Raw genomic sequence first — 20,604 nt, 5'->3', positions numbered from 1 at the left:
GGAGTACCCAGAAGCTTGGCCACAGGGAAGGCGCGTCCCGGACTGTAAGCGCGCCTGCAGAAGAGCTTTGGGGAAGACATCCGCGAGCCGGCACGCCGCCCCGCGTTTCGGGGCTTTTTGAGGAGAGCTTCGGCTCTTGAAAAAGGGTGGCACCGCGAGGTTTATTTTCCCTCGTCCCTTTGGCTGGGACGGGGGCTTTTTGCATTTTTAACCGTTTTTACAGATTATTTTAAGGTAAGGAGAAACGCTATGGAACTGATCAAGGCACAAAAAGGGACGCAGGATTTACTGCCCGCCCAGACGGAAAAATGGCAGGTCGTGGAGGACGTGATGCGCAGCGAGGCCAAAACCCACGGCTTCGGGGAAATCCGCACCCCGGTTTTTGAGGATACCCGGCTTTTCCAGCGCTCGGTGGGGGAAACCACCGACGTGGTGCAGAAAGAGATGTATACCTTCAACGACAAGGGCGGCCGCTCCGTTACTCTCCGGCCGGAGGGGACCGCGGGCGCGGTGCGCGCCATGCTGGAGCACGGCATGTACAACGACGGGCTGCCGCTGCGCCTTTCCTACTTTACCTCCTGCTACCGCTATGAAAATACCCAGGCGGGCCGTCTGCGCGAATTCCACCAGTTCGGGCTCGAGGTGTTCGGCACCCAGTCCCCCATGGCGGACGCCGAGCTGATCGGCACGGCGAAAAGCATTTTCGGCCGGCTCGGCGTACAAAACCTCAAGCTGGAGATCAACTCCATCGGCTGCCCCGGCTGCCGCGCGAAATACTACGAGGCTTTGCGGGCGTATTTCAGCGACTACAAAGACCAGCTCTGCGAAACCTGCCAGGGCCGTCTGGAGCGCAACCCGATGCGGATTCTGGACTGCAAAAGCCCGGTCTGCTCCAAAATCGCCGCGGGCGCGCCGCGGATGCTGGACTATCTGTGCGACGACTGCCGCACGCACTTTGAAAGCGTGAAATCCTACCTTGACGCGATTTCTATCGAATATACCGTCAATCCCTCCATTGTCCGCGGGCTGGACTACTACACCAAAACGGTGTTTGAGTTTGTTTCCGACGACCTCGGCGCGCAGAGCACCGTCTGCGGCGGCGGGCGCTACGACGGGCTGGTGGAGGAAATGGGCGGGCAGCCCATGCCCGCGCTGGGCTTCGGTCTGGGCATGGAGCGTCTGATGATGATTCTGGACGCGCAGAAGGTCGAATTCCCCGAGCCGGAGACCTGTGACCTGTTCATCGGGGCGCTCGGCGACGCGGCCAGGCTGGAAGCGTTTAAGCTGACGCACAGCTTACGGGAATATTCCATCAGCGCCGCGTGCGACATCAACGACCGCGGGCTGAAGGCGCAGATGAAATACGCGGACAAGATCTCCGCGAAATACTCCCTGGTCCTGGGCGACGACGAGCTTGCAGCCAAAAAGGCCGTCATCAAGAATATGAAAACCGGCGAGAAGTCGAAAATCGATCTGAGCAAAGACTTTGTCGAGCAGTTTGTCACGCTGCAGACGAAGGACGAGGATTCGATCGCATTTTAACACAATCCCCTCTAAGAGGGCGGCAGGGGTCGGCTTTTTCGCCTTCCTCCTTGAGGGGGGCTGGCAGGCGAAGCCTGGCTGAGGGAGTCATATCTATTAATATACTTATTGGAGGCTATTTTAATGGCAGAATTCATGACAGGAATGAAACGGACCCACTACTGCGGCGAGCTGCGCGCCGCCGATATCGGCAAAACCGTGACGGTTTGCGGCTGGGTGCAGCGCCAGCGCGACCTGGGCCAGCTGATCTTTATCGACCTGCGCGACCGCACGGGCATCCTTCAGCTTGCGTTCAACGACGCGACCGACCGCACGGTTTTCGACAAGGCGTTCTCCGCCCGCGCGGAATATGTTCTGGCGGCGACCGGCGCGGTGCGTGAGCGTTCCTCCAAGAACACCGAGCTCCCGACCGGCGAAATTGAGATCGAAGTGCGGGAGCTGCGCGTTCTGGCGAAGAGCGAGACCCCGCCGTTTGAAATTGCGGAGGATTCCAACGTAAAGGAAGACCTGCGGCTGAAATACCGCTATCTGGACCTGCGCCGTCCCGACGTGCAGAATAAAATCATCGGCCGCCATAAAATCGTGAAGGTTGCCCACGACTACTTCGACAGCAACGGATTTATCGAGGTCGAAACGCCGGTCCTGATCAAATCCACGCCGGAGGGCGCGCGCGACTACCTCGTGCCTTCCCGCGTGTTCCCGGGCAGCTTTTTCGCGCTGCCGCAGTCGCCCCAGCTTTACAAGCAGCTTTTGATGCTTTCGGGCTTTGACCGCTACATGCAGATTGCCCGCTGCTTCCGCGACGAGGACCTGCGCGCGGACCGCCAGCCGGAATTCACGCAGATCGACCTGGAAATGTCCTTTGTGGATCAGGACGACGTGATGGCGGTCGGCGAGGGCTTTATGAAGCAGGTCTACAAGCAGGTGCTGGATATCGATATCCAGACGCCGTTCCGCCGCATGACCTGGCACGAGGCGATGCGCCGCTTCGGTTCGGACAAGCCCGACCTGCGTTTCGGCCTTGAGCTGATCGACCTGACGGAGGATTTAAAACGGACCGGATTCCGCGTGTTCAAGGGCGCGGTCGAAGGCGGCGGAAGCGTGCGCGGCATCAACCTGAAGGGCCTTGCCGACAAGCTCAGCCGCAAGGAAATCGACAAGCTGACCGAATGGGTGAAAGCCTACGGCGCAAAGGGCATCGCATGGACAAGGCTGACCGAAGGCGGGGAAACCTCTTCCTTTGAAAAATTCCTCGCTCCGGAGGAAACCGCCGCGGTGCGCAAAACCATGGGCGCCGAAACCGGCGACGTGCTGCTGATTGTCGCGAGCGACGAGGACGCCGTGGTGTATGCTTCCCTTGGCGCGCTGCGCTGCGAGCTTGCCGCGCGGTTTGACCTGATCGACAAAAGCAAGCCCTGCCTGCTGTGGGTCACGGACTTTCCGCTGTTTGAGTTCAGCAAGGAAGAAAACCGCTTTATGGCGATGCACCACCCGTTCACCGCGCCGCGCGCGGAGGACATCGACAAGATCGAAAGCGACCCCGGCAATGTCTGCGCCGTCGCGTACGACATGGTCTTAAACGGAAACGAGGTGGGCGGCGGTTCCATCCGTATCAATAACCCCGAGCTGCAGCAGCGCATGTTCAAAGCGCTGGGCTTCACCCCCGAGGAAGCGCAGAAGCGCTTCGGCTTCCTGACCGACGCGTTCCGCTACGGCGCCCCGCCGCACGGCGGCATGGCGTTCGGCCTGGACCGTCTGGTCATGCTGATGCTCGGCTGCGACAGCATCCGCGACGTGATCGCGTTCCCGAAGGTCGCCTCTTCCTCCGAACTGATGTCGGGCGCGCCGACGGACGTGGACGAAAAACAGCTTACCGAGCTGGGCATCGGCCTCCTTCCGAAGGAATAACCATCCGGCGCTCCGCTGTTTCGCGGAGCGCCGTTTTCCATTTACGGCAAAGTTTTCGGTTTTTATCATAATGGAAATATTGTAGCAAATCCTATAACCTGTTATAATGAAGCAAAGGAGTAACTCCCTCCGTCGCGCCGGGCGCGGACCATGCGGTCGGCAGTCGCCTACGGCGGCGCTCTCAGACAGTTACATGTTGAATCGGTCTCGGAGCACTCCGAAACAACTCCCTTAGCAGGGGAGCTGGCAGGCGCAGCCTGACTGAGGGAGTTTAATGCTCGCTTTTCCGTGCCTTCGTCAATGAAAACCAACACAGTATCGTGCCACACAAAGGTACTTTGGGGATACCCCGGGGGTGCAGGGGGATTTTATGGGACCCTCCCGCCGGGAATTAAAAATCCCCCTGCGCGTACTTTGCCTACTTTCGTACAAGAACCGAAAGTAGGGGCCCGCCCGGCCTGAGGGCAGAGCTAACGATCAATTCCTACTTGCGGCGATGCACTAATGAAGCAGGCGGAGACTCCTTTCGACGCGCCGGGCGCGGACCATGCGGTCGGCACTCGCCTACGGCGGCGCTCTCAGACAGTTACATGTTGAATCGGTCTCGGAGCACTCCGAAACAACTCCCTTAGCAGGGGAGCTGGCAGGCGCAGCCTGACTGAGGGAGTCCAAACCCGTCGGCTGACTACTACTATGGTTTTCATTGATGGCAGTACGGGAAAGCAAAACCTTTACCCAAAGACAGAAAAGGAGGGCACCATGGTCAAAATCAACTATCAGAAGCAGCTGGACGCTGTGATCGCCGGCCTGCACGGCGAAACGCCCTCCCTTTTGCTGCATGCCTGCTGCGCGCCGTGCAGCAGCTATGTGCTGGAATACCTTTCGGACTATTTCCGGATCACGCTGTTTTATTACAACCCCAACATTTCCCCGGAGGACGAATACCGCAAACGCGTGGAGGAAGTGAAGCGTCTGATCGCGGCGCTCCCGGTGAAGAACCCCGTTTCCTTCCTGGAGGGAAGCTACGACACCGGCCGCTTTTTCGCCCTTGCGAAGGGGCGCGAGGACGAGCCGGAGGGCGGCGAACGCTGTTTTTCCTGCTATGCCCTGCGGCTGCGGGAAGCCGCTCAGGCGGCAAAAGAGGGCGGGTTCGACTGCTTTACGACCACCCTTTCCATCAGCCCGTACAAAAACGCGGAAAAACTGAACGCCATCGGCGCACAGCTGGAAAAGGAATCCGGCGTGCGCTACCTGTATTCCGACTTCAAAAAGAAAAACGGCTACCAGCGTTCCATCGCGCTTTCGACAAAATACAACCTGTACCGGCAGGATTACTGCGGCTGTGTCTTCTCCAAAGCGAAGCGTGACCGCCGTTTAAAAGTTCAAAACTTTTCCACACAAAAAGGACAGCCAGTGGAAAACCTTCCGATTTGATTTTCGGCAGGAAAATCCGGCCCAAATTTTTCAATGGGCCTGATTTTTGTGTCCGGATTCAGACGGGAGGTTTTTTCTTTGAATAAAAGGAATGTTTATCTGCTGTACGGCGTCGCCCTGCTTCAGGGCATGGTGTTCTACGCACCCATTGCCACGCTGTACCGGCAGGAGCGCGGGCTGGGGATTTTTGAGATCACGCTGATCGAAAGCATCAGCATGGTGGTCAGCCTTGCGCTTGAGCTTCCATGGGGCTTTCTGGCGGAACGCATCGGATACCGCCGGACCCTGCTGATTTGTAACTTTTTCTATTTTGTATCAAAAATCGTCTTCTGGCAGGCGGCCGGCTTCGGCATGTTCCTGCTGGAGCGGCTGATCCTTGCCGTGGTGATCAGCGGCCTTTCCGGCTGCGACAGCGCGTTTCTCTACCTTTCGGCAGGAAAGGCCGATTCCCTTCGGGTATTCGGCATTTATTCCGCCATGGGTTCCGCCGGAACTCTGCTGGCTTCGACAGTATTTTCCCTTTTTCTGCACGGAAACAGTTCCCTGTCCGCGCTTTTTACGGTTTTCAGCTACGGGTTCTCGCTCCTTTTAACAATCTTTTCAACAGAAGTGGAAAACCATGTTGAAAACTCCAAAAATTTCCGCAAACAGGTTTTCGGGATGTTCGCCACCCTGAAAAACCAGAAAACTTTTTTATGGTTTTTACTGGCGGCGGCGCTGTTTGCGGAGTGCAGCCAGACGATTACGGTTTTCCTTAACCAGCTCCAATACCAGCGCGGAGGAATCCGCCCGGAAACCATGGGCCTGCTGTATATTCCCGTGATTGTCGCCGGGCTCTTCGCCGCGCGTTCCCACCGGCTGGTCGGCCGGATGGGGGAAGGCAAAGCCTGTGCGCTGCTGTTCCTGACCGGAGGTGCGGCGTGCATGGCAATGTTTTTTTCCGCGAACCCGGTGCTTTCCGTCGGGTGCGTCGTTCTGCTGCGCGCCGCCGCTTCCCTTTTCGTACCCATTCAGATGGAGGCGGGAACCCGGTAACACATTTTTGTTTACAATCCGCTTTGACGGTGCTATGATATGCTTATTATTCATGATATACTCAATATTATTGAGTGGGGCAGTCTTGAAAATCGGGCGTCTGGAACCCGCGTGGTAAAATTGCGGCTGTGCCGATGATCCGAAGCGTCGGAGGCAGGACATGAAAAAAGACAAGGAAAAGAAAAAGAAGCGCGCAAAGCGCCCGGAGTCAAAGCAGGAGTCCGCGGAAAAAATTCGGGAAGGCGCGGCGGAGGAATCTTCCGAGGACCCTCTTTCGTATGCGCTGACCGCGGTGGGCGGCAAATGGAAGCTCCGGATTCTGTGGGCGCTGCGCGGCGGCACAAGCCTTCGCTACGGCGAAATCAAGCAGCAGATTCCCCCGATCACCGACATGATGCTCAGCCAGAGCCTACGCGAGCTGACGGCCTCCGGGCTGATTATACGCCAGCAGTTCCAGCAGATTCCGCCGAAGGTGGAATACCGGATCACCCCCGCCGGAGGCGACCTGATTCCCGCGGTGGAGCTTCTGTGCGCCTGGGCCTCAAAACAAATCAAAGGAGAGAAATAAGATGGAGCGATACACCCTGGTTCCCCCTTACATCGCGGAGGAAACGCGCTATACGCAGATGCAGTACCGCCGCTGCGGCAAAAGCGGCCTGAAGCTGAGTGCCGTTTCGCTCGGCTACTGGCACAATTTCGGCACCTACGACCAGTACGAAACCGCCCGCGCGGTCACCCGCCGCGCGTTTGACCTTGGTATTACCGTTTTTGACCTCGCCAACAACTACGGTCCCCCGGCGGGCAGCGCGGAGGAGACCTTCGGCCGCCTGATGAAGGAGGACATGCACCCCTACCGCGACGAAATGGTCATCACCACCAAAGCGGGCTATACCATGTGGCCCGGCCCGTACGGCGATTTCGGCTCCCGCAAGTACCTGCTCGCAAGCCTTGACCAGAGCCTGAAACGGATGGGGCTTGACTATGTGGATATTTTCTATCATCACCGCATGGACCCGGAGACCCCGCTCGAAGAAAGCATGGGCGCGCTCGCGCACGCGGTTAAGAGCGGCAAGGCGCTTTACGCCGGGATTTCCAACTACAGCCCCGATAAGGCAAAGGAAGCCGCTTCCCTCTTAAAGGAGATGGGCGTTCCCTGCCTGATCTGCCAGTCGCGCTACAGCCTGCTGGACAGAAAGGTGGAGCGGGACGGGCTGTTTGAGGCGCTTTCCGGCTGCGGCATGGGCGCGACCGCGTTCAGCCCGCTGGCTCAGGGCCTTCTGACCGGAAAATACAACAACGGCATCCCGCAGGATTCCCGCGCTGCGGGGGCTTCCGCCTTTTTGAACAAGGACCGCATTACGCCCGAAACCATTGAAAAGGTCGTGGCATTCGGCAAGCTGGCGGCGCGCCGGGGCCAGACCACCGCGCAGTTCGCCCTTTCGTGGGTGCTGCGCCAGCCGGTGATGACCAGCGTGCTGATCGGCGCCAGCCGCGTTTCCCAGCTGGAAGAAAATATTGGCGCGCTGAACAATCTGGATTTCTCGGAAGAGGAGATCCGCGAGATCGACGCGATTCTGCGGTAACGGCAGTTCCCTTTGCAAAAATACCGCCCCCCGGAAGGGGGGCAAGCCAACGAAAGCCTCCCTCCGTGAGGGAGGTGGCGTGCTTGGCACGCCGGAGGGAGTGAAAACTCCTTCCGTCAGGCTGCGCCTGCCAGCTCCCTCAAAGAGGGAGCCAAAAGAGGAGAAGAATCGACTTTACCGTCACTTTTTGGCCCCCCCGGAAGGGGGGCTTTTTGCGCCTGATTCCGACTTTTTTCTACATTTGTATCAAAATGGTACATATAGTGTAATAATTCCAATAATTAAAAATTTAACACAATATATTGTTGACAAGCACACAATATTGCGGTAAAATTCAAAGTATCCACTGAAAAAAAGGGCAAATTACGGAATTTTTGCTTTGATTTGCTTTGAAAGGAATGTTTCGAAATGGCTGTCAAAATACAGAAGCGCAACGGTGTGGTCGTGGCGTTCGATAAAGAAAAAATTCGCAATGCGATTTATAAAGCCAATCAGGCGGTCGCGGAGGAAGAGATGGGCGCGCCCGTCCTTGACCGGCTGACGGGCAAGGTGGTCAAATCTTTTCAGGGCGACAGCGTCCCCACCGTCGAGCAGGTACAGGATACGGTGGAGGAAACCCTGATCGCCGCGGACTACGCCAAAACCGCGAAGGCTTACATCCTCTACCGCGCGGAGCACGCCAAAATCCGCCAGGCCGAGGGCGACCTGATGGATATCTACAAGGAGCTGACCTTCCGCGACGCGAAGGACGCCGATATCAAGCGCGAAAACGCGAACATCGACGCGGACACCGCCATGGGGACCATGCTGAAATACGGCTCCGAAGGTTCCAAATATTTTATCAACAACTACGTCCTTCCGAAGGATATTGCCGCCGCGCACATTGACGGCGACATCCATATCCACGACGAGGACTTCTATATGCTGACGGAAACCTGCTGCCAGATCGATCTGATCAAGCTGTTCAAGGGCGGCTTCTGCACCGGCCACGGCGCGCTGCGCGAGCCGAACGACATCCGCTCCTACGCCGCGCTGGCCTGTATTGCGATTCAGGCCAACCAGAACGAGATGCACGGCGGGCAGTCCATTCCGAATTTCGATTATTCCCTGGCGCCGGGCGTCGCCAAAACCTTCCGGAAGGCTTATTTCAAAGCGCTTTCCCAGTTTTTCCAGGTTGCGAACGGCATGAAGGAAGCAGACGCCGACGCGCTGGTCAAAGCCGTCCGGGCGGATTTGGGCACGGACATTACGCTTTCCGCCGCCGGCCGGTACGGCGAGGCTTTGAAAGCCTACCTTCCGGAGCACCAGAAGAAAAACGGCTTTGAAGAAATCTCCGAAGAGGAAGCCGCGCGCGCGCACCGGTACGCCGTAAAGACCGGCACCGGCAACACCGAGTCGGCGACCTACCAGGCGATGGAGGCGCTGATTCACAACCTGAACACCATGAATTCCCGCGCGGGCGCGCAGGTCCCGTTCTCTTCCATCAACTACGGCACCGACACCTCGCCGGAAGCGCGCATGGTCGTCCGCAACCTGCTGAACGCCACCTCCGCCGGGCTGGGCGACGGCGAAACGCCGATTTTCCCCGTACAGATTTTCAAGGTAAAAGAGGGCGTTAACTACAACGAGGGCGACCCCAACTACGACCTGTTCAAGCTGGCCTGCAAGGTAAGCGCAAAGCGCCTGTTCCCGAATTTCAGCTTTATCGACGCGCCGTTCAACCTGCAGTATTATAAAGAAGGCGACTATAACACGGAAGTGGCCTATATGGGCTGCCGCACCCGCGTCATGGGCAACGTTCACGACAGGACGAAGGAAGTCACCTGCGGACGCGGAAACCTGAGCTTTACCTCGCTGAACCTTCCCCGCATCGCGATCGAGGCGAAGGGCGACCTCAGGGCTTTCTATGATACGCTGGACAAACGGATGGACCTCGTCATCCGCCAGCTGATGCACCGCTTCAAAATCCAGTGCTCCAAAAAGGTATACAACTATCCGTTCCTCATGGGGCAGGGCGTCTGGATCGACTCCGAAAAGCTCGACCCGCAGGACAGTGTGGAGGAGGTCCTGAAGCACGGCACCCTGAGCATGGGCTTTATCGGCCTTGCCGAAACGCTGAAAGCGCTGACCGGCAAGCATCACGGGGAAAGCGCGGAAAGCCAGAAGCTCGGCCTTGAAATCGTTTCCTATATGAGAAAGCGGATGGACGACGAATCGGCGAAAACCGGCCTGAACTTCACCCTGCTTGCCACTCCGGCGGAAGGGCTTTCCGGCCGCTTCGTGCGCATTGACCAGAAGAAATACGGCAAAATTCCGGGCGTTACCGACCGCGAATACTACACGAACTCCTTCCATGTGCCCGTCTATTTCCCGATCAGGGCGTTTCGGAAAATCGAGCTGGAAGCGCCTTACCACGCGCTGACCAACGCGGGCCACATCAGCTATGTGGAGCTGGACGGCGACACCTGCAAAAATACCGACGCCTTTGAAGCGGTGATCCGCTGCATGAAGGAACACGGCATCGGCTACGGTTCGGTGAACCACCCGGTCGACCGCGACCCGGTCTGCGGCTTCAACGGGATTATCGACAACGAATGCCCCAAATGCCACCGCACCGAAAACGACGGCGGCCCCAAATTTGAGCGGATCCGCCGGATCACCGGGTATCTGGTCGGCACCACCGACCGGTGGAACAACGCGAAGCGCGCGGAGGAAAGGGACAGAGTGAAGCATGGGCTCTAAGCTGAAAATCTGCGGGATCGAGCCGGAGTCGATCGTGGACGGAAGGGGCTTCCGCTATGTGGTGTTTGCACAGGGCTGCCCCCACCGCTGCCCCGGCTGCCACAACCCGCAGTCCCACGATTTTAACGGCGGAAGATGGGCGGACATTGACGACCTGTTCGCCGAAATCTGTGAAAACCCGCTCCTGAAGGGCGTGACCTTCAGCGGAGGGGAGCCTTTTTCCCAGCCGAAGCCGCTGGCGGAGCTGGCCGGGCGGATTCACGCAAGAAAGCTGGATCTGACCGTCTTTACGGGCTATACCTATGAGCAGCTTTGCGCGCGGCACGACCCGGGCACCGACGCGCTGCTGCGGGAAACCGACGTGCTGATCGACGGGCCGTTCCTGCAGGAGCAGAAGGACCTGACCCTTGTGTTCCGGGGGAGCCGGAACCAGCGCGTCATCGATATGAACCGAACGAGAGAAACCGGCGCGATCGTGCTGGATGAAGTCGAAAAAGAAGCGTCCTCCTGACGGAGGATGCTTCTTTTTTGTAAAAATATAGGTTTTCCTGTATCAAATTTTCCTTGTCAATTTGATTTCCATGTGTTACCATAATTATATATATTCCGGTTGATCTTTTCGGAAGGGGATGAGCGCTTATGCGGCCCGACGTTGTTGCACAGGAACAGATTCAGGTCAAAATGCTGGGCGAATTTTCCATAACCATCAACGGCAATCAGCTTACCAACTTGAAAGGCCGCACCAAAAGGGTGTGGATGCTGATTCAATACCTGATCGCGAACCGGCATAAGGAGAATTCCACCGAAAAGCTGGTGGAAGTGCTGTGGCCGGATAATCAATGCAACGACCCGCTGAACGCTCTGAAAAACCTTGTTTACCGGGCCCGGGAACTTTTAAAGGGACTTTCGGGAAACGACAGGGCGGAGTACATTCAGTATATCCACAATACCTATTCGTGGAACAACAGTTATTCCTGCCTGATCGACACGGAACAGCTTACGGAGTTTTACCGGCTGGGGAGCGACGTTTCCAAAACGCAGGACGAACGGGTACGGGCGTTTCAAGCCGCCCTTCAGCTTTACTGCGGGGAGTTCCTGCCCAAATCGGCCTACAGCAACTGGGTGATTTCCGCCGGCGCGTACTACGCGAACCTTTACAATCGGTGCGTGCTGCGCTGCTGCGGGCTGCTGATTGACCTTCGCCGTTTCGGCGAGGTGACCCGGATCTGTGAAAACGCGCTGATTTATTCCCCGCTTGAGGAATCCATCCACAAGATGCTTCTGTTCGGCTACCTTTCCACCGGCCAGCGCAACAAGGCGCTGGACCATTACAACCATGTGATCGACCTGTTTTACAAGGAGCTGGGCGTGGATATCTCCGAATCCATGCGCGCGCTGTATAAGCAGCTGGTCAACAGCATCAACAACGTGGAAATGGACCTGGGCGTCATTAAGAACGACCTGAAAGAAGCTTCCGCCGTGGAAGGCGCGTACTACTGCGATTACGACGTATTCAAATCCATCTACCGGATTCAGGCGCGTTCGGTGGCGCGCACCGGAAGCTCGGTCTTTATTGTTCTGTTCACCATCAGCGGCCTGGACGGCGAGCTGCCGAAGCCGCGGGTCGCCAAGCTGGCTTCCGAGCGGCTGAAAGCCACGATTATGGACAGCCTGCGCAAGGGGGACACGGTCGCTTCCTACAGTGCCACACAGTTTATCGTGATGCTGCCCCTCATCAGCTACGAAAACGCGGAAATGGTGGTGGACCGTATCCTGCAAAAATTCCGTTTCCGGTACCGCAGGGACAATGTGAAAATTTCCACCAGAATCAACGCGCTCGATTCAGCGGAGTAAGCGATTTGAAACCGGGCTGAGGGGAGGGACGACATGCGGAAATACAAATCCATATTCCTTGTGTTTTTGCTCGCGTTTCTGCTGTCCGCCTGTGCCGGGCAATCCCCCGGCAGCGCTCCGGCGCCGGTTTCTTCCTCCGTAAGTTTTCCCGCGGAGTCCGGCGCCGTTTCGGTTCCGTCTTCCTCACGGGACATTTTCTCCGGGGAAGCTTCCTCTTCCGGGGACGGTTCCTCTTCAGCCGCGGAATCCTCCTCCGTACCGTCGGAACCGGAGTCCTCTTCCAAACAGGGTCTTGTTTCCAAGGTCCTGAACCCCTCTTCCGAAACGGTCGTAATGAGTTCGTCCCTGCCGCCCAAGGCGGCCCCGGCCCCCGCCGCAAAGCCGATGCCCGCCGTCACGGCGAAGATGCCGCAGGCCCCCGGCACGGAGGTTTTCAGCAAAAGCGGCGCTTCGGTCGATTACAGCAACGCCGGGCAGGGCTATGTCATGGTACGCTACAGCGGTTCCTCGGTCATCAAGGTATTGGTCTATTTCAACGGCGGTTCCTCCTATTACCAGTACAACCTTGCGGGAAACGGCGCTTATGCCGCCCTTCCCCTGCAGAGCGGCAGCGGTACCTATAAAGTGCGGTTTATGGAAAATGTTTCGGGGAACAGCTACGCCGAGCTTTGCTCCACGGAGCTGAGCGCTTCCGTTTCGGGCTGGGGGTATACGCTTTACCCCAACCAGTACGTCAGTTACGGCGCTTCCTCCGCGGCGGTGGCCAAGGCGAAAAGCCTTTGCGCTTCGGCCGCCGGCAACGCGCAGAAGGTCTCTGCCATTTATCAATTTATTACCTCAGCCATCAAGTACGATTATCAGAAGGCGCGCAGCGTAAAAGCGGGCTATCTGCCCAATGTGGACAGCACGCTGTCCGCCGGAACGGGCATCTGCTTCGACTACGCGGCGCTGATGGCCGCCATGTGCCGCGCGCAGGGAATCCCTACGCGGCTGATCATCGGCAACACCAGCGTAGGATACCACGCCTGGAACGAGATTTATCTGGACGGGTGGAAGCGCTACGATTCCACTTTTGCCGCGGCCGGACAGTCCGCCGGAACCTATACGGCGGAAAAATACTATTAACGGCGGGGAATCGGAACAAAAAAGCCAATCGGCGGTTTGGAGGATGAACCATGGATCAAAACCCGGCTGTCAGCCAGCGTAAAACAAAGCCTCTTTCCTCGGGCGACGTTTCTCTCTTCTGTTCCCAGGTGGTTCTTCTGCTGCGGGCGGGAATCCCCCTGCGGGAGGGCATCGGCACGATCAGCGAAAATATTGCGGATGAAAAGGGACGGGAGCTGATCCACCGGATCCAGGCGGCGGTGGAGCAGAACGGCTCGCTGTACCTTGCGCTGAACAGCACCGGCGCTTTTCCGAAATACATGGTCAACATGGTGAATATCGGCGAGAAGGCGGGCAACCTCGACAATGTGCTGGAGGCTTTGGCTCTCTACTACGAGCGCGACGACAGGCTGCGCAGCTCGGTGCGCGGCGCGCTTCTGTATCCGTTTATCCTTGTCCTGATGATGGCGGCGGTCGTTTCCGTTCTGGTCATCAAGGTCCTTCCTGTTTTCAACGAGGTTTTTCTGGACATGGGCAGCGACGTTTCCGACGCGGCCGCCGCCGTGATGCGCGCGGGCAGCGTGATCGGCAGCTGGGCGCTGGCCCTGATTTTCCTGCTTTCCGTATTCCTTCTGGCCGCGCTGATTCTTTATAAAACGGAAAAGGGATACCGGTGGATGACCGGCTTTTTAAGCAATTTCCCGCTGACAAGGCAGCTTTCGGAAAAAATCGCGCTGGCGCGCTTCGCGTCGGCCGTTTCCATGCTGCTTTCCAGCGGATACGATACCGAACAGGCGCTGGGGCTGGTTCCCGGCATTCTGAGCAGCCGGGCGGTCGCCGAAAAGGTGGACCGCTGCCGCGCGCTGATGAGCGTCGGCTCCTCCTTTACACAGGCGCTGAGCGAAGCGGATATTTTTCCCGGCATCTATTCGGGCATGGTGCGCATCGGCTGCAAAACCGGCAGCCTTGATTCCGTGATGCGCCATCTGGCGGAGATTTACAGCGAGGACGCGGACGAATCCGTCAGCCGCGCGGTTTCCGTGATAGAGCCCGCCATGGTCGCGGCGCTGTCGATCATTATCGGCGCGATCCTGCTTTCCGTCATGCTTCCGCTGATGGGAATCATGTCGTCGATCGGTTAGGGGAAAGGGGACGATCGCTTGCGGCTTTACAAAAAGAAATTCGCTTACAGGGACCTTTTGCTTTCCGTCCTTCTCTTCTGCGCTTTGCTGTCCCTTTTCTGGTCCGGCCTGAGCGGCGCCCTTCGCGCGAACAGCGAGGAAAAGCTGCGCGTGACCCGCGCGGCCGTACAGAAAGCCATTGTCAACTGCTATGCGGTGGAGGGGTTTTACCCCCCGGATATCCAGTATCTGGAAGACCACTACGGAATTGAAATCGACCACGGCAAATACGTCGTCCAGTATGAAACGGCGGGCAGCAACATCATGCCCTCGGTGAGGGTGCTGGAGAAAGGCGCCGAATCTTAACGGGGAGGGATCCAGATTGAACAGCAGAAATACCCATTCCGTCCACACCGTTTTCATCCTGCTGATTTTTTGCCTGTTCGCGGTCTGTTCCCTGTTTCTGGTGCTGATCGGGGCAAATGTTTACCGCGGGATCGTGGGGAAAATGGACAGCAACAATGAAACGCGCGCCACCCTTTCCTATGTCACCAATAAGATTCACTCGGCGGACAGCCGCGACGTTTCCGTGGAGACCCTGGACGGGCGGCAGACGCTGGTGATCCGCTCCGATTTCAGCGGACGGGAGTACAAGACCTACATTTACTATCACGACGGTTATCTGATGGAATATTTCACAAGCGCTGAAAACGGCTTCAGCGCAGGCAGCGGCGACAGGATTACGCCGGTGTCCTCCTTTTCCATGGAGAAAGACGGGAACCGGCTGAGCCTTTCGGTCAGCGGCGAAAACAGCCGCGCGCTCGCGCTCAGCCTTTCCCTTACATAAAGCGGGTGATGGAATGAAACGGAACGCGGTACAGGTCAACAGCTTTTTTGTGGAGATCATTCTGGTCATCCTGTTTTTCGCCGTTTCCGTCACGGTGACCCTGCAGCTTTTTGTGCAGGCCGACAACCGCGCGCGGCAGAGCAGCGACCTGAGCGTCGCGGTGATTCAGGCGGAAAATATCGCGGAGCAGGTCCGTTCCCTCTCTTCGCCCGATCAGCTGCCCGAGGCGCTGAAAACCGCAAAGCAGGAAAACGGCGGAAGCTATCGCATCCTTTACGACCGCGACTGGAACCGGACGGATACCGACCCGCGCTACGTTGCCGACGTCACCCTGAAAAAAACGCCCTCCGGCGGAGGGACCATGGTCAGCGTGAGCGTTTCCGTCAGCCGCCGCCGGAGCGGCGGCGACAACCGTATTTATTCGCTGAGCTCCGCAAAATATCTGCCCGAAAGCTGAGGAGGTGCCCGTGTGAGAAGAAAAGGAACTGTTCATTTGGGTGTGGGCGCGTCTTCCATCCTGATGATTTTTGTCGTGCTCTGCCTGACCACCTTCGGCATCCTTTCCTACGTGACCGCGAACGCGGACAACAAGATTTCCACCAAAAACGCGGAAACGGTTGAAAACTACTACGCCGCAACCGCTATTGCGGAGCAGAAGCTCCAGAAAATAGACGAAGCGCTTCTGAGCGCAAAGGAAAACGCCGCGAAGGCCGCGGACGGAATCTCCCTTACGCAGTTAAGCGAATACAATCAGTATAAAAACCGTTCTGAATTACGATCAGTAACGGAAATCCTGGCAGGCAGCGCGTCTGCGGAGCAGAAAAAGGCCGTTTGTTACCGCAGCTTTGCCCAGATGCTGCTCACCCGCCTTGACGGGGTCACGGTGGAGCCTTCCGACGGGGACCCGCTGAACGTTCGCTTTCTGGCCGACGCGGGCGCGGGCAGGCAGATCGAAACGCGGCTGGCCGTCGGCGCCTTTGACGACGCGGAGCGGTACCGGATTACGGAAAGAAAACTGACGCCCCAGGCGCTTGAAAGCGACGGCGGCGATACGCTGGAGCTTTGGCAGGGCAACAGCGCCCAATAAGCGCAATGGAGTGATTGCATGGAATTTAATATTACTGAAATTCTGAAAAGGGCCGTGGAGGAGAACGTATCGGATATTTTTATCATATCGGGCTGCCCCCTTTCCTTTAAGACGAGCGACCGCATCCATCCGGTAGGCATCGACGGCCTTAATTCCTACCGGCTGAAGCCGGAGGATACGAAAAAATGCATTGAGGAAATCTATTCGCTCGGCAGCGGCCGGGACATTCAGCCGTTTCTGAGAAGCGGCGACGACGATTTTTCCTTTTCCATAGAGGGCTTGTGCCGCTTTCGCTGCAACACCTATCTGCAGCGGGGGTCCATGGCCGCGGTGCTGAGGGTGGTCGCTTTCCGGCTGCCCGACCCCAAGGTCCTGCACATTCCCGATACGGTGATCGATTTAAACAAAATCAAAAAGGGCCTTGTGCTGATTACCGGCTCGGCGGGCAGCGGAAAGTCCACCACGCTCGCGTGTATTATCGATAAGATCAACCATACGCGAAACAGCCACATCATCACCATAGAGGACCCGATCGAATACCTGCACCGCCACGATAAAAGCATCGTGAGCCAGCGCGAGCTCGCCCACGACACCCGAAGCTATGTGCGGGCGCTGCGCGCCGCCCTGCGGCAGGCGCCCGACGTTATTCTGCTGGGGGAAATGCGCGACTATGAAACGATCACCACCGCGATGACCGCGGCGGAAACCGGCCAGCTGGTGCTTTCCACCCTGCACACGGTGGGTGCGGCCAACACCATCGATCGGATTATCGACGTGTTCCCGCCCAACCAGCAGCAGCAGATCCGCGTGCAGCTTTCCATGGTGCTGCAGGCGGTGGTTTCCCAGCAGCTGGTTCCCACGCTGGACGGCGGGCTGATCCCCGCGTTTGAAATTATGCTGGTCAATCCGGCTATCCGCAACCTGATCCGCGAATCCAAGGTGCACCAGATCGACAACACCATCTATTCATCCGGCAGCGAGGGCATGGTGGCCATGGACCTGGATCTGCTCCGGCTTTACCGGGAAAGAAAAATCTCCCGGGAAAACGCGCTGATCTACGCCGCGAACCCGGAGACCTTAAAAAAGAAGCTGGACAATTAATAGGGCGGGGAGCAATGCTCCCCGCCTTAAAATATCTAAAAACTCCCTCAGTCAGGCTTTGCCTGCCAGCCCCCTCAAAGGGGGAGACAAAAAGAGGAGAAGCCCTCTTTCTGTATCCGTTATGCTTCGTCCTGCAGCGTTTTCGCGCCGGTCAAAATTTTCTGAACGTCGTCCTGCGTTACGATCCCGTACACCGCGCCGTTCACCACCGCGGTGTAAAGCCGGTCTCCGGTCCTGTAAAACGCGGCCGTGTCCGTCCCGCTTTTGTCAAAATAGGTATATTCCAGCTTCAGTTCCGGAGTTCCGGCTGGCGCAGCGTTCGCCGCTTCCAGAAGCTGGATTCCCGTGGCCTGCTGAAAATACGCGGTATAGTTTTTCTCATAGTTCAGCTTTTTCCCGCCGGTTCCGGTGACCGCATAGGCGTATTCGGTTTTATCCTGGGTGGATTTCGTTTCATCCTTGGTTCTGGCGACGGCAAAGGTCAGGACCGTGCCGCCCGCCGTCACGGAAAGAGATTTTACCGCCGTGATGTCGGGCTTGAGGATGTCCTTGCTGCGGAGCGCGAACGCGTCCGCGCTGACCCACGCGTCAAGGCTTTCCGCCTTGACCAGATACACGGCGTCCACCTTGTCAAGCTTTACATAATAGGAAGAATCCTTCTTTGCGCCGACCAGAAGCCGATAGCTTTCCTTGTTTACCGTAAAATCGGCAATCGCTACGGGTTTGTCAAACCCGTAGCTTTTCAGCGCCGCGGCGTCGGGGTTCACGGCCTCGACGGAGTCCGCGGTCAGGTCCGTCAGCGCCGACTCGACCGCGCCGAGCTTTTCGGTGTCCGTGGGCGCGCTGACCGGGGAGGTAATCACGCTCTCTGTCCCGCTCTTCTCCACGGTGACGGGCTGCGGAAAATTCGTGCCGCTCAGCGTTATTTTTGTAAAGTCATTTACGCCGCTGCTGCTGGTAACCGCCATCACGGTCTTACTGACGAAATAGATCCTGCTTTCCAGAATCCCGCCGTCAATGCTGACGATGTATACGTTGTCGGAATTTTCGCCGCACATATAGTACGCGCTGCTGTCCGTGGCGGAGGGATTCCCGATTTTATAATTATAGGTGCTTCCATCCTTGAAAGCGACTTCCACGGTGGCCTGAGGGTCCTTCAGGCCGAATTCGCCCAGGTCGCTGACAATCCCCAGATTCTTGGTGGCGACAAGGCTGAACCCGTTCTGCACAACCTGAGAGGCGGCGGCGCTGTTGATCGGCACGCCGCCGAGCTCTTTGACCAGATAGGTGATTTCCGCCGCGGTGCCGGAGGCGGCGGACGAAGCGGTATCCGATTTTTCAACCGGGACGAGCGTATAACCGCCTTTTTTATTTTTTACGGACATGGAGACGATATCCTGGCTCGTTTTGGAGACAAGCTCGATGGTCGAAGCGGAAGTCTCGGAAGAAGCGGTCTCCTGTTTATCCCCCGTCGTCAGCAGGACGGCGGCCACTCCGCCGAGCACCACGATACAGCCGGCGACAATTGCCAGATTTCTTGTGCTGGTTTTCATCTTACAGGCGCCTCCTCTTGCGGTACACACAAACGCCGGCAATGGCTACGAGCAATGGGATCAGCAGGGTAAACACGCCGATGCCGAGCAGGACGCTCATTTCGGCGCTCAGGGTAATATCGGAAACATTGGTCTGTACGGAGGTTTGCGTAATGGCGGTGGCGGAATTGGTGGTACCGGTCGCGTAGCGGGAAAGGTCGACCACGTATTTCGCGTTGCCGAAGGTGCTCGCGCCCAGGATCTCCCCGGCAAACATGGTGGTGCTGCCCAGCGCGATCACATTCGTCTTGTATTCCTTCGCCCCGGCCTGCACCTTATCCTGTGAAAGCACCGCCGTATTATATGCGGTTTTCTGCGGAGTATCGTCCGCCTTGGTATTGTTGTCCACCAGATAGCAGGAATCGTTGGACTTCGCCAGCGAGTAAGTCGTTTTGGTCCCTCTGGTTTCAAACAGAAGATTGACCGGGTTGGACTGCGGGGTGGTAAAGTAACCGTAATCCGACTGTCCGCCCAAGCTGATCCCCGTCTGCACGGTGGAAAGAATATAGCTTGGGTCGTCGGTATAGTATTTGCTCTGGTCACTTTCCACAACCACGGCCTGCGGCACCTCGATGCCCCATTCCTTCAGGAAAGCGGCGAGCTTCGGCATGGCCTGCTGGCTGGGATGGAAGGTAATCAGCAGGGAACGGTCGCCTGGGATTGCGGCGCTGCTCAGGAAGGTATCCAGCTTTTTCAGCTCCGCGTCGGTATAGTCGGTGGCGGGGCAGCCCAGAACCACCAGACGGGTATTGTCGGGAATCGCGTCCGTCAGCAGGTTGAAATCCTTCGTTTCAAAGCTGTTGTTTTCCAGCAGCTTTTTATAGGTGGCCGTTTCCAGCTGCTCGCTGTGGCCCGTGTCGAACGAGGCGATCGCGACGGTGTCCGCGATCACGGAGTTGAGGGCGGAAGCAAGCGCGCTGTCCACCATGGAATAGGTTTCCGTCGACACGCCGTCCGCGCCGTACTGCACGTTGAACAGGTCGGTGTAGGCGAGCACGCGGTAGCGTTTGTCCGTCTTGACCAGCACGTCGCCCGCGGTCAGATTGTCGTTTTTATAGGTGCTTGCGAAGGTCGGATTCTTATCAAGGTCCATATACTCCACCTTGATATTGGTATTTTTCTCGGCGATTTTCTCGGCGAGCTCCCCGACCTGGCTGTACTTGATGCCGTATTCTGACAGAAGCTGGTCTCCCTTTGTCTGCGCCTGTGTCGCCATAATATAGATGGTGGCCGGCACGTTCACCTTGGAGACGATTTCCGCCGCCTGAGCGGAGAGGGTATTCACTTTATTTTTTGTCAGGTCCAGATTCATGGACGGGTACCGCTGCGCCAGCACGCTTACGATCACATTGATAAGAATGACGACGATCAGGAACCCGGCGGTAAACGCGGTGGAAATTCCGCCGCGGCGGAATTTTGTGCTTTTCGTGTACGCGCCGACCTTTTCGGTCAATCTGCCTTTTTTCTTCTTTTCTTCCGGCTCTTCCGGCGTATTGGCGGCGTCGGCCTCTTCCGTTTCGGAGTCAATGTTTTCCTTTCCGGCGGGTTCCCCGGCGGCAGGCTCCGTCTGTTCCGCCGCGGCCTCTTCGGCGGCTTCGGTTTCCGGAGTGGTCTTTTCTGTTTCTTGATTGTTATCCCTGTTCATTTTCATACC

Annotated in this window: 18 protein-coding genes; 16 read left to right on the top strand and 2 right to left on the bottom strand. The window is 57.4% G+C overall.

Annotated features, from left to right (window positions below):
• Window positions 1-249: 249 nt before the first annotated feature.
• From hisS to ACRQV7_RS00095, 16 genes are all read left to right on the top strand, one after another.
• Window positions 250-1,542, top strand: a complete 1,293-nt coding sequence (gene hisS / locus ACRQV7_RS00170; protein ID WP_444658989.1) for a histidine--tRNA ligase — start codon at window positions 250-252, stop codon at window positions 1,540-1,542.
• A gap of 123 nt (window positions 1,543-1,665) precedes the next feature.
• Window positions 1,666-3,450 carry an aspartate--tRNA ligase gene (gene aspS, locus ACRQV7_RS00165; protein ID WP_444658988.1) on the top strand — a complete coding sequence of 595 codons (1,785 nt, stop codon included), beginning with the start codon at window positions 1,666-1,668 and terminating at the stop codon, window positions 3,448-3,450.
• A 759-nt stretch (window positions 3,451-4,209) separates the two neighbouring features.
• Window positions 4,210-4,884, top strand: a complete 675-nt coding sequence (locus ACRQV7_RS00160) for an epoxyqueuosine reductase QueH (protein ID WP_444658987.1) — start codon at window positions 4,210-4,212, stop codon at window positions 4,882-4,884.
• 78 nt (window positions 4,885-4,962) lie between these two features.
• A complete protein-coding gene (locus ACRQV7_RS00155) occupies window positions 4,963-5,919 on the top strand; it encodes an MFS transporter (protein ID WP_444658986.1) in 957 nt (318 codons plus the stop codon).
• Between the two features lie 160 nt (window positions 5,920-6,079).
• A complete protein-coding gene (locus ACRQV7_RS00150) occupies window positions 6,080-6,487 on the top strand; it encodes a winged helix-turn-helix transcriptional regulator (RefSeq protein ID WP_444658985.1) in 408 nt (135 codons plus the stop codon).
• 1 nt (window position 6,488) lies between these two features.
• Entirely contained in the window at window positions 6,489-7,502 is a 1,014-nt protein-coding gene (mgrA, locus tag ACRQV7_RS00145) for an L-glyceraldehyde 3-phosphate reductase (RefSeq protein WP_444658984.1), read from the top strand.
• Between the two features lie 408 nt (window positions 7,503-7,910).
• A complete protein-coding gene (locus tag ACRQV7_RS00140) occupies window positions 7,911-10,244 on the top strand; it encodes an anaerobic ribonucleoside triphosphate reductase (protein WP_444658983.1) in 2,334 nt (777 codons plus the stop codon).
• On the top strand, window positions 10,234-10,755 hold the full coding sequence (gene nrdG / locus ACRQV7_RS00135; protein WP_444658982.1) for an anaerobic ribonucleoside-triphosphate reductase activating protein: 522 nt from the start codon (window positions 10,234-10,236) through the stop codon (window positions 10,753-10,755). Before ACRQV7_RS00140 ends, nrdG begins: the two co-directional genes overlap by 11 nt.
• A gap of 128 nt (window positions 10,756-10,883) precedes the next feature.
• A complete protein-coding gene (locus ACRQV7_RS00130) occupies window positions 10,884-12,098 on the top strand; it encodes a BTAD domain-containing putative transcriptional regulator (protein WP_444658981.1) in 1,215 nt (404 codons plus the stop codon).
• A 33-nt stretch (window positions 12,099-12,131) separates the two neighbouring features.
• Window positions 12,132-13,223 carry a transglutaminase-like domain-containing protein gene (locus ACRQV7_RS00125; RefSeq protein ID WP_444658980.1) on the top strand — a complete coding sequence of 364 codons (1,092 nt, stop codon included), beginning with the start codon at window positions 12,132-12,134 and terminating at the stop codon, window positions 13,221-13,223.
• A gap of 50 nt (window positions 13,224-13,273) precedes the next feature.
• Window positions 13,274-14,344, top strand: a complete 1,071-nt coding sequence (locus ACRQV7_RS00120; protein ID WP_444658979.1) for a type II secretion system F family protein — start codon at window positions 13,274-13,276, stop codon at window positions 14,342-14,344.
• An 18-nt stretch (window positions 14,345-14,362) separates the two neighbouring features.
• The gene (locus ACRQV7_RS00115) at window positions 14,363-14,689 is read left to right on the top strand and encodes a hypothetical protein (protein WP_275715092.1); all 327 of its coding nucleotides are present in this window, start codon (window positions 14,363-14,365) and stop codon (window positions 14,687-14,689) included.
• Between the two features lie 16 nt (window positions 14,690-14,705).
• Window positions 14,706-15,170, top strand: a complete 465-nt coding sequence (locus ACRQV7_RS00110; protein ID WP_444658978.1) for a DUF4860 domain-containing protein — start codon at window positions 14,706-14,708, stop codon at window positions 15,168-15,170.
• Between the two features lie 13 nt (window positions 15,171-15,183).
• On the top strand, window positions 15,184-15,627 hold the full coding sequence (locus ACRQV7_RS00105) for a hypothetical protein (protein WP_444658977.1): 444 nt from the start codon (window positions 15,184-15,186) through the stop codon (window positions 15,625-15,627).
• Window positions 15,628-15,639: 12 nt separating this feature from the next.
• Window positions 15,640-16,257, top strand: coding sequence for a hypothetical protein (locus ACRQV7_RS00100; protein ID WP_444658976.1), 618 nt, complete (start codon window positions 15,640-15,642; stop codon window positions 16,255-16,257).
• Window positions 16,258-16,275: 18 nt separating this feature from the next.
• Window positions 16,276-17,358 carry a type IV pilus twitching motility protein PilT gene (locus ACRQV7_RS00095; protein WP_444658975.1) on the top strand — a complete coding sequence of 361 codons (1,083 nt, stop codon included), beginning with the start codon at window positions 16,276-16,278 and terminating at the stop codon, window positions 17,356-17,358.
• A gap of 119 nt (window positions 17,359-17,477) precedes the next feature.
• Here ACRQV7_RS00095 and ACRQV7_RS00090 read toward each other — a convergent pair whose 3' ends face one another.
• Together ACRQV7_RS00090 and ACRQV7_RS00085 are read right to left on the bottom strand one after the other, a co-directional pair.
• Entirely contained in the window at window positions 17,478-18,911 is a 1,434-nt protein-coding gene (locus ACRQV7_RS00090) for a DUF4340 domain-containing protein (protein WP_444658974.1), read from the bottom strand.
• Window position 18,912: 1 nt separating this feature from the next.
• Entirely contained in the window at window positions 18,913-20,595 is a 1,683-nt protein-coding gene (locus tag ACRQV7_RS00085; protein WP_444658973.1) for a Gldg family protein, read from the bottom strand.
• Window positions 20,596-20,604: the final 9 nt, after the last annotated feature.

The sequence above is a fragment of the Caproiciproducens lactatisolvens genome (genome assembly GCF_052443335.1).
GTDB lineage: Bacteria > Bacillota > Clostridia > Oscillospirales > Acutalibacteraceae > Caproiciproducens.
This window is presented reverse-complemented; position numbering and strand designations above follow the sequence as displayed.

Coding starts and splice junctions, on each gene's coding strand:
- nrdG (WP_444658982.1), top strand. CDS start 10,234: ATGGGCTCTAAGCTGAAAATCTGCGGGATCGAGCCGGAGTCGATCGTG.
- ACRQV7_RS00120 (WP_444658979.1), top strand. CDS start 13,274: ATGGATCAAAACCCGGCTGTCAGCCAGCGTAAAACAAAGCCTCTTTCC.
- ACRQV7_RS00090 (WP_444658974.1), bottom strand. CDS start 18,911: ATGAAAACCAGCACAAGAAATCTGGCAATTGTCGCCGGCTGTATCGTG.
- hisS (WP_444658989.1), top strand. CDS start 250: ATGGAACTGATCAAGGCACAAAAAGGGACGCAGGATTTACTGCCCGCC.
- ACRQV7_RS00105 (WP_444658977.1), top strand. CDS start 15,184: ATGAAACGGAACGCGGTACAGGTCAACAGCTTTTTTGTGGAGATCATT.
- mgrA (WP_444658984.1), top strand. CDS start 6,489: ATGGAGCGATACACCCTGGTTCCCCCTTACATCGCGGAGGAAACGCGC.
- aspS (WP_444658988.1), top strand. CDS start 1,666: ATGGCAGAATTCATGACAGGAATGAAACGGACCCACTACTGCGGCGAG.
- ACRQV7_RS00160 (WP_444658987.1), top strand. CDS start 4,210: ATGGTCAAAATCAACTATCAGAAGCAGCTGGACGCTGTGATCGCCGGC.
- ACRQV7_RS00140 (WP_444658983.1), top strand. CDS start 7,911: ATGGCTGTCAAAATACAGAAGCGCAACGGTGTGGTCGTGGCGTTCGAT.
- ACRQV7_RS00150 (WP_444658985.1), top strand. CDS start 6,080: ATGAAAAAAGACAAGGAAAAGAAAAAGAAGCGCGCAAAGCGCCCGGAG.
- ACRQV7_RS00130 (WP_444658981.1), top strand. CDS start 10,884: ATGCGGCCCGACGTTGTTGCACAGGAACAGATTCAGGTCAAAATGCTG.
- ACRQV7_RS00085 (WP_444658973.1), bottom strand. CDS start 20,595: ATGAACAGGGATAACAATCAAGAAACAGAAAAGACCACTCCGGAAACC.
- ACRQV7_RS00125 (WP_444658980.1), top strand. CDS start 12,132: ATGCGGAAATACAAATCCATATTCCTTGTGTTTTTGCTCGCGTTTCTG.
- ACRQV7_RS00095 (WP_444658975.1), top strand. CDS start 16,276: ATGGAATTTAATATTACTGAAATTCTGAAAAGGGCCGTGGAGGAGAAC.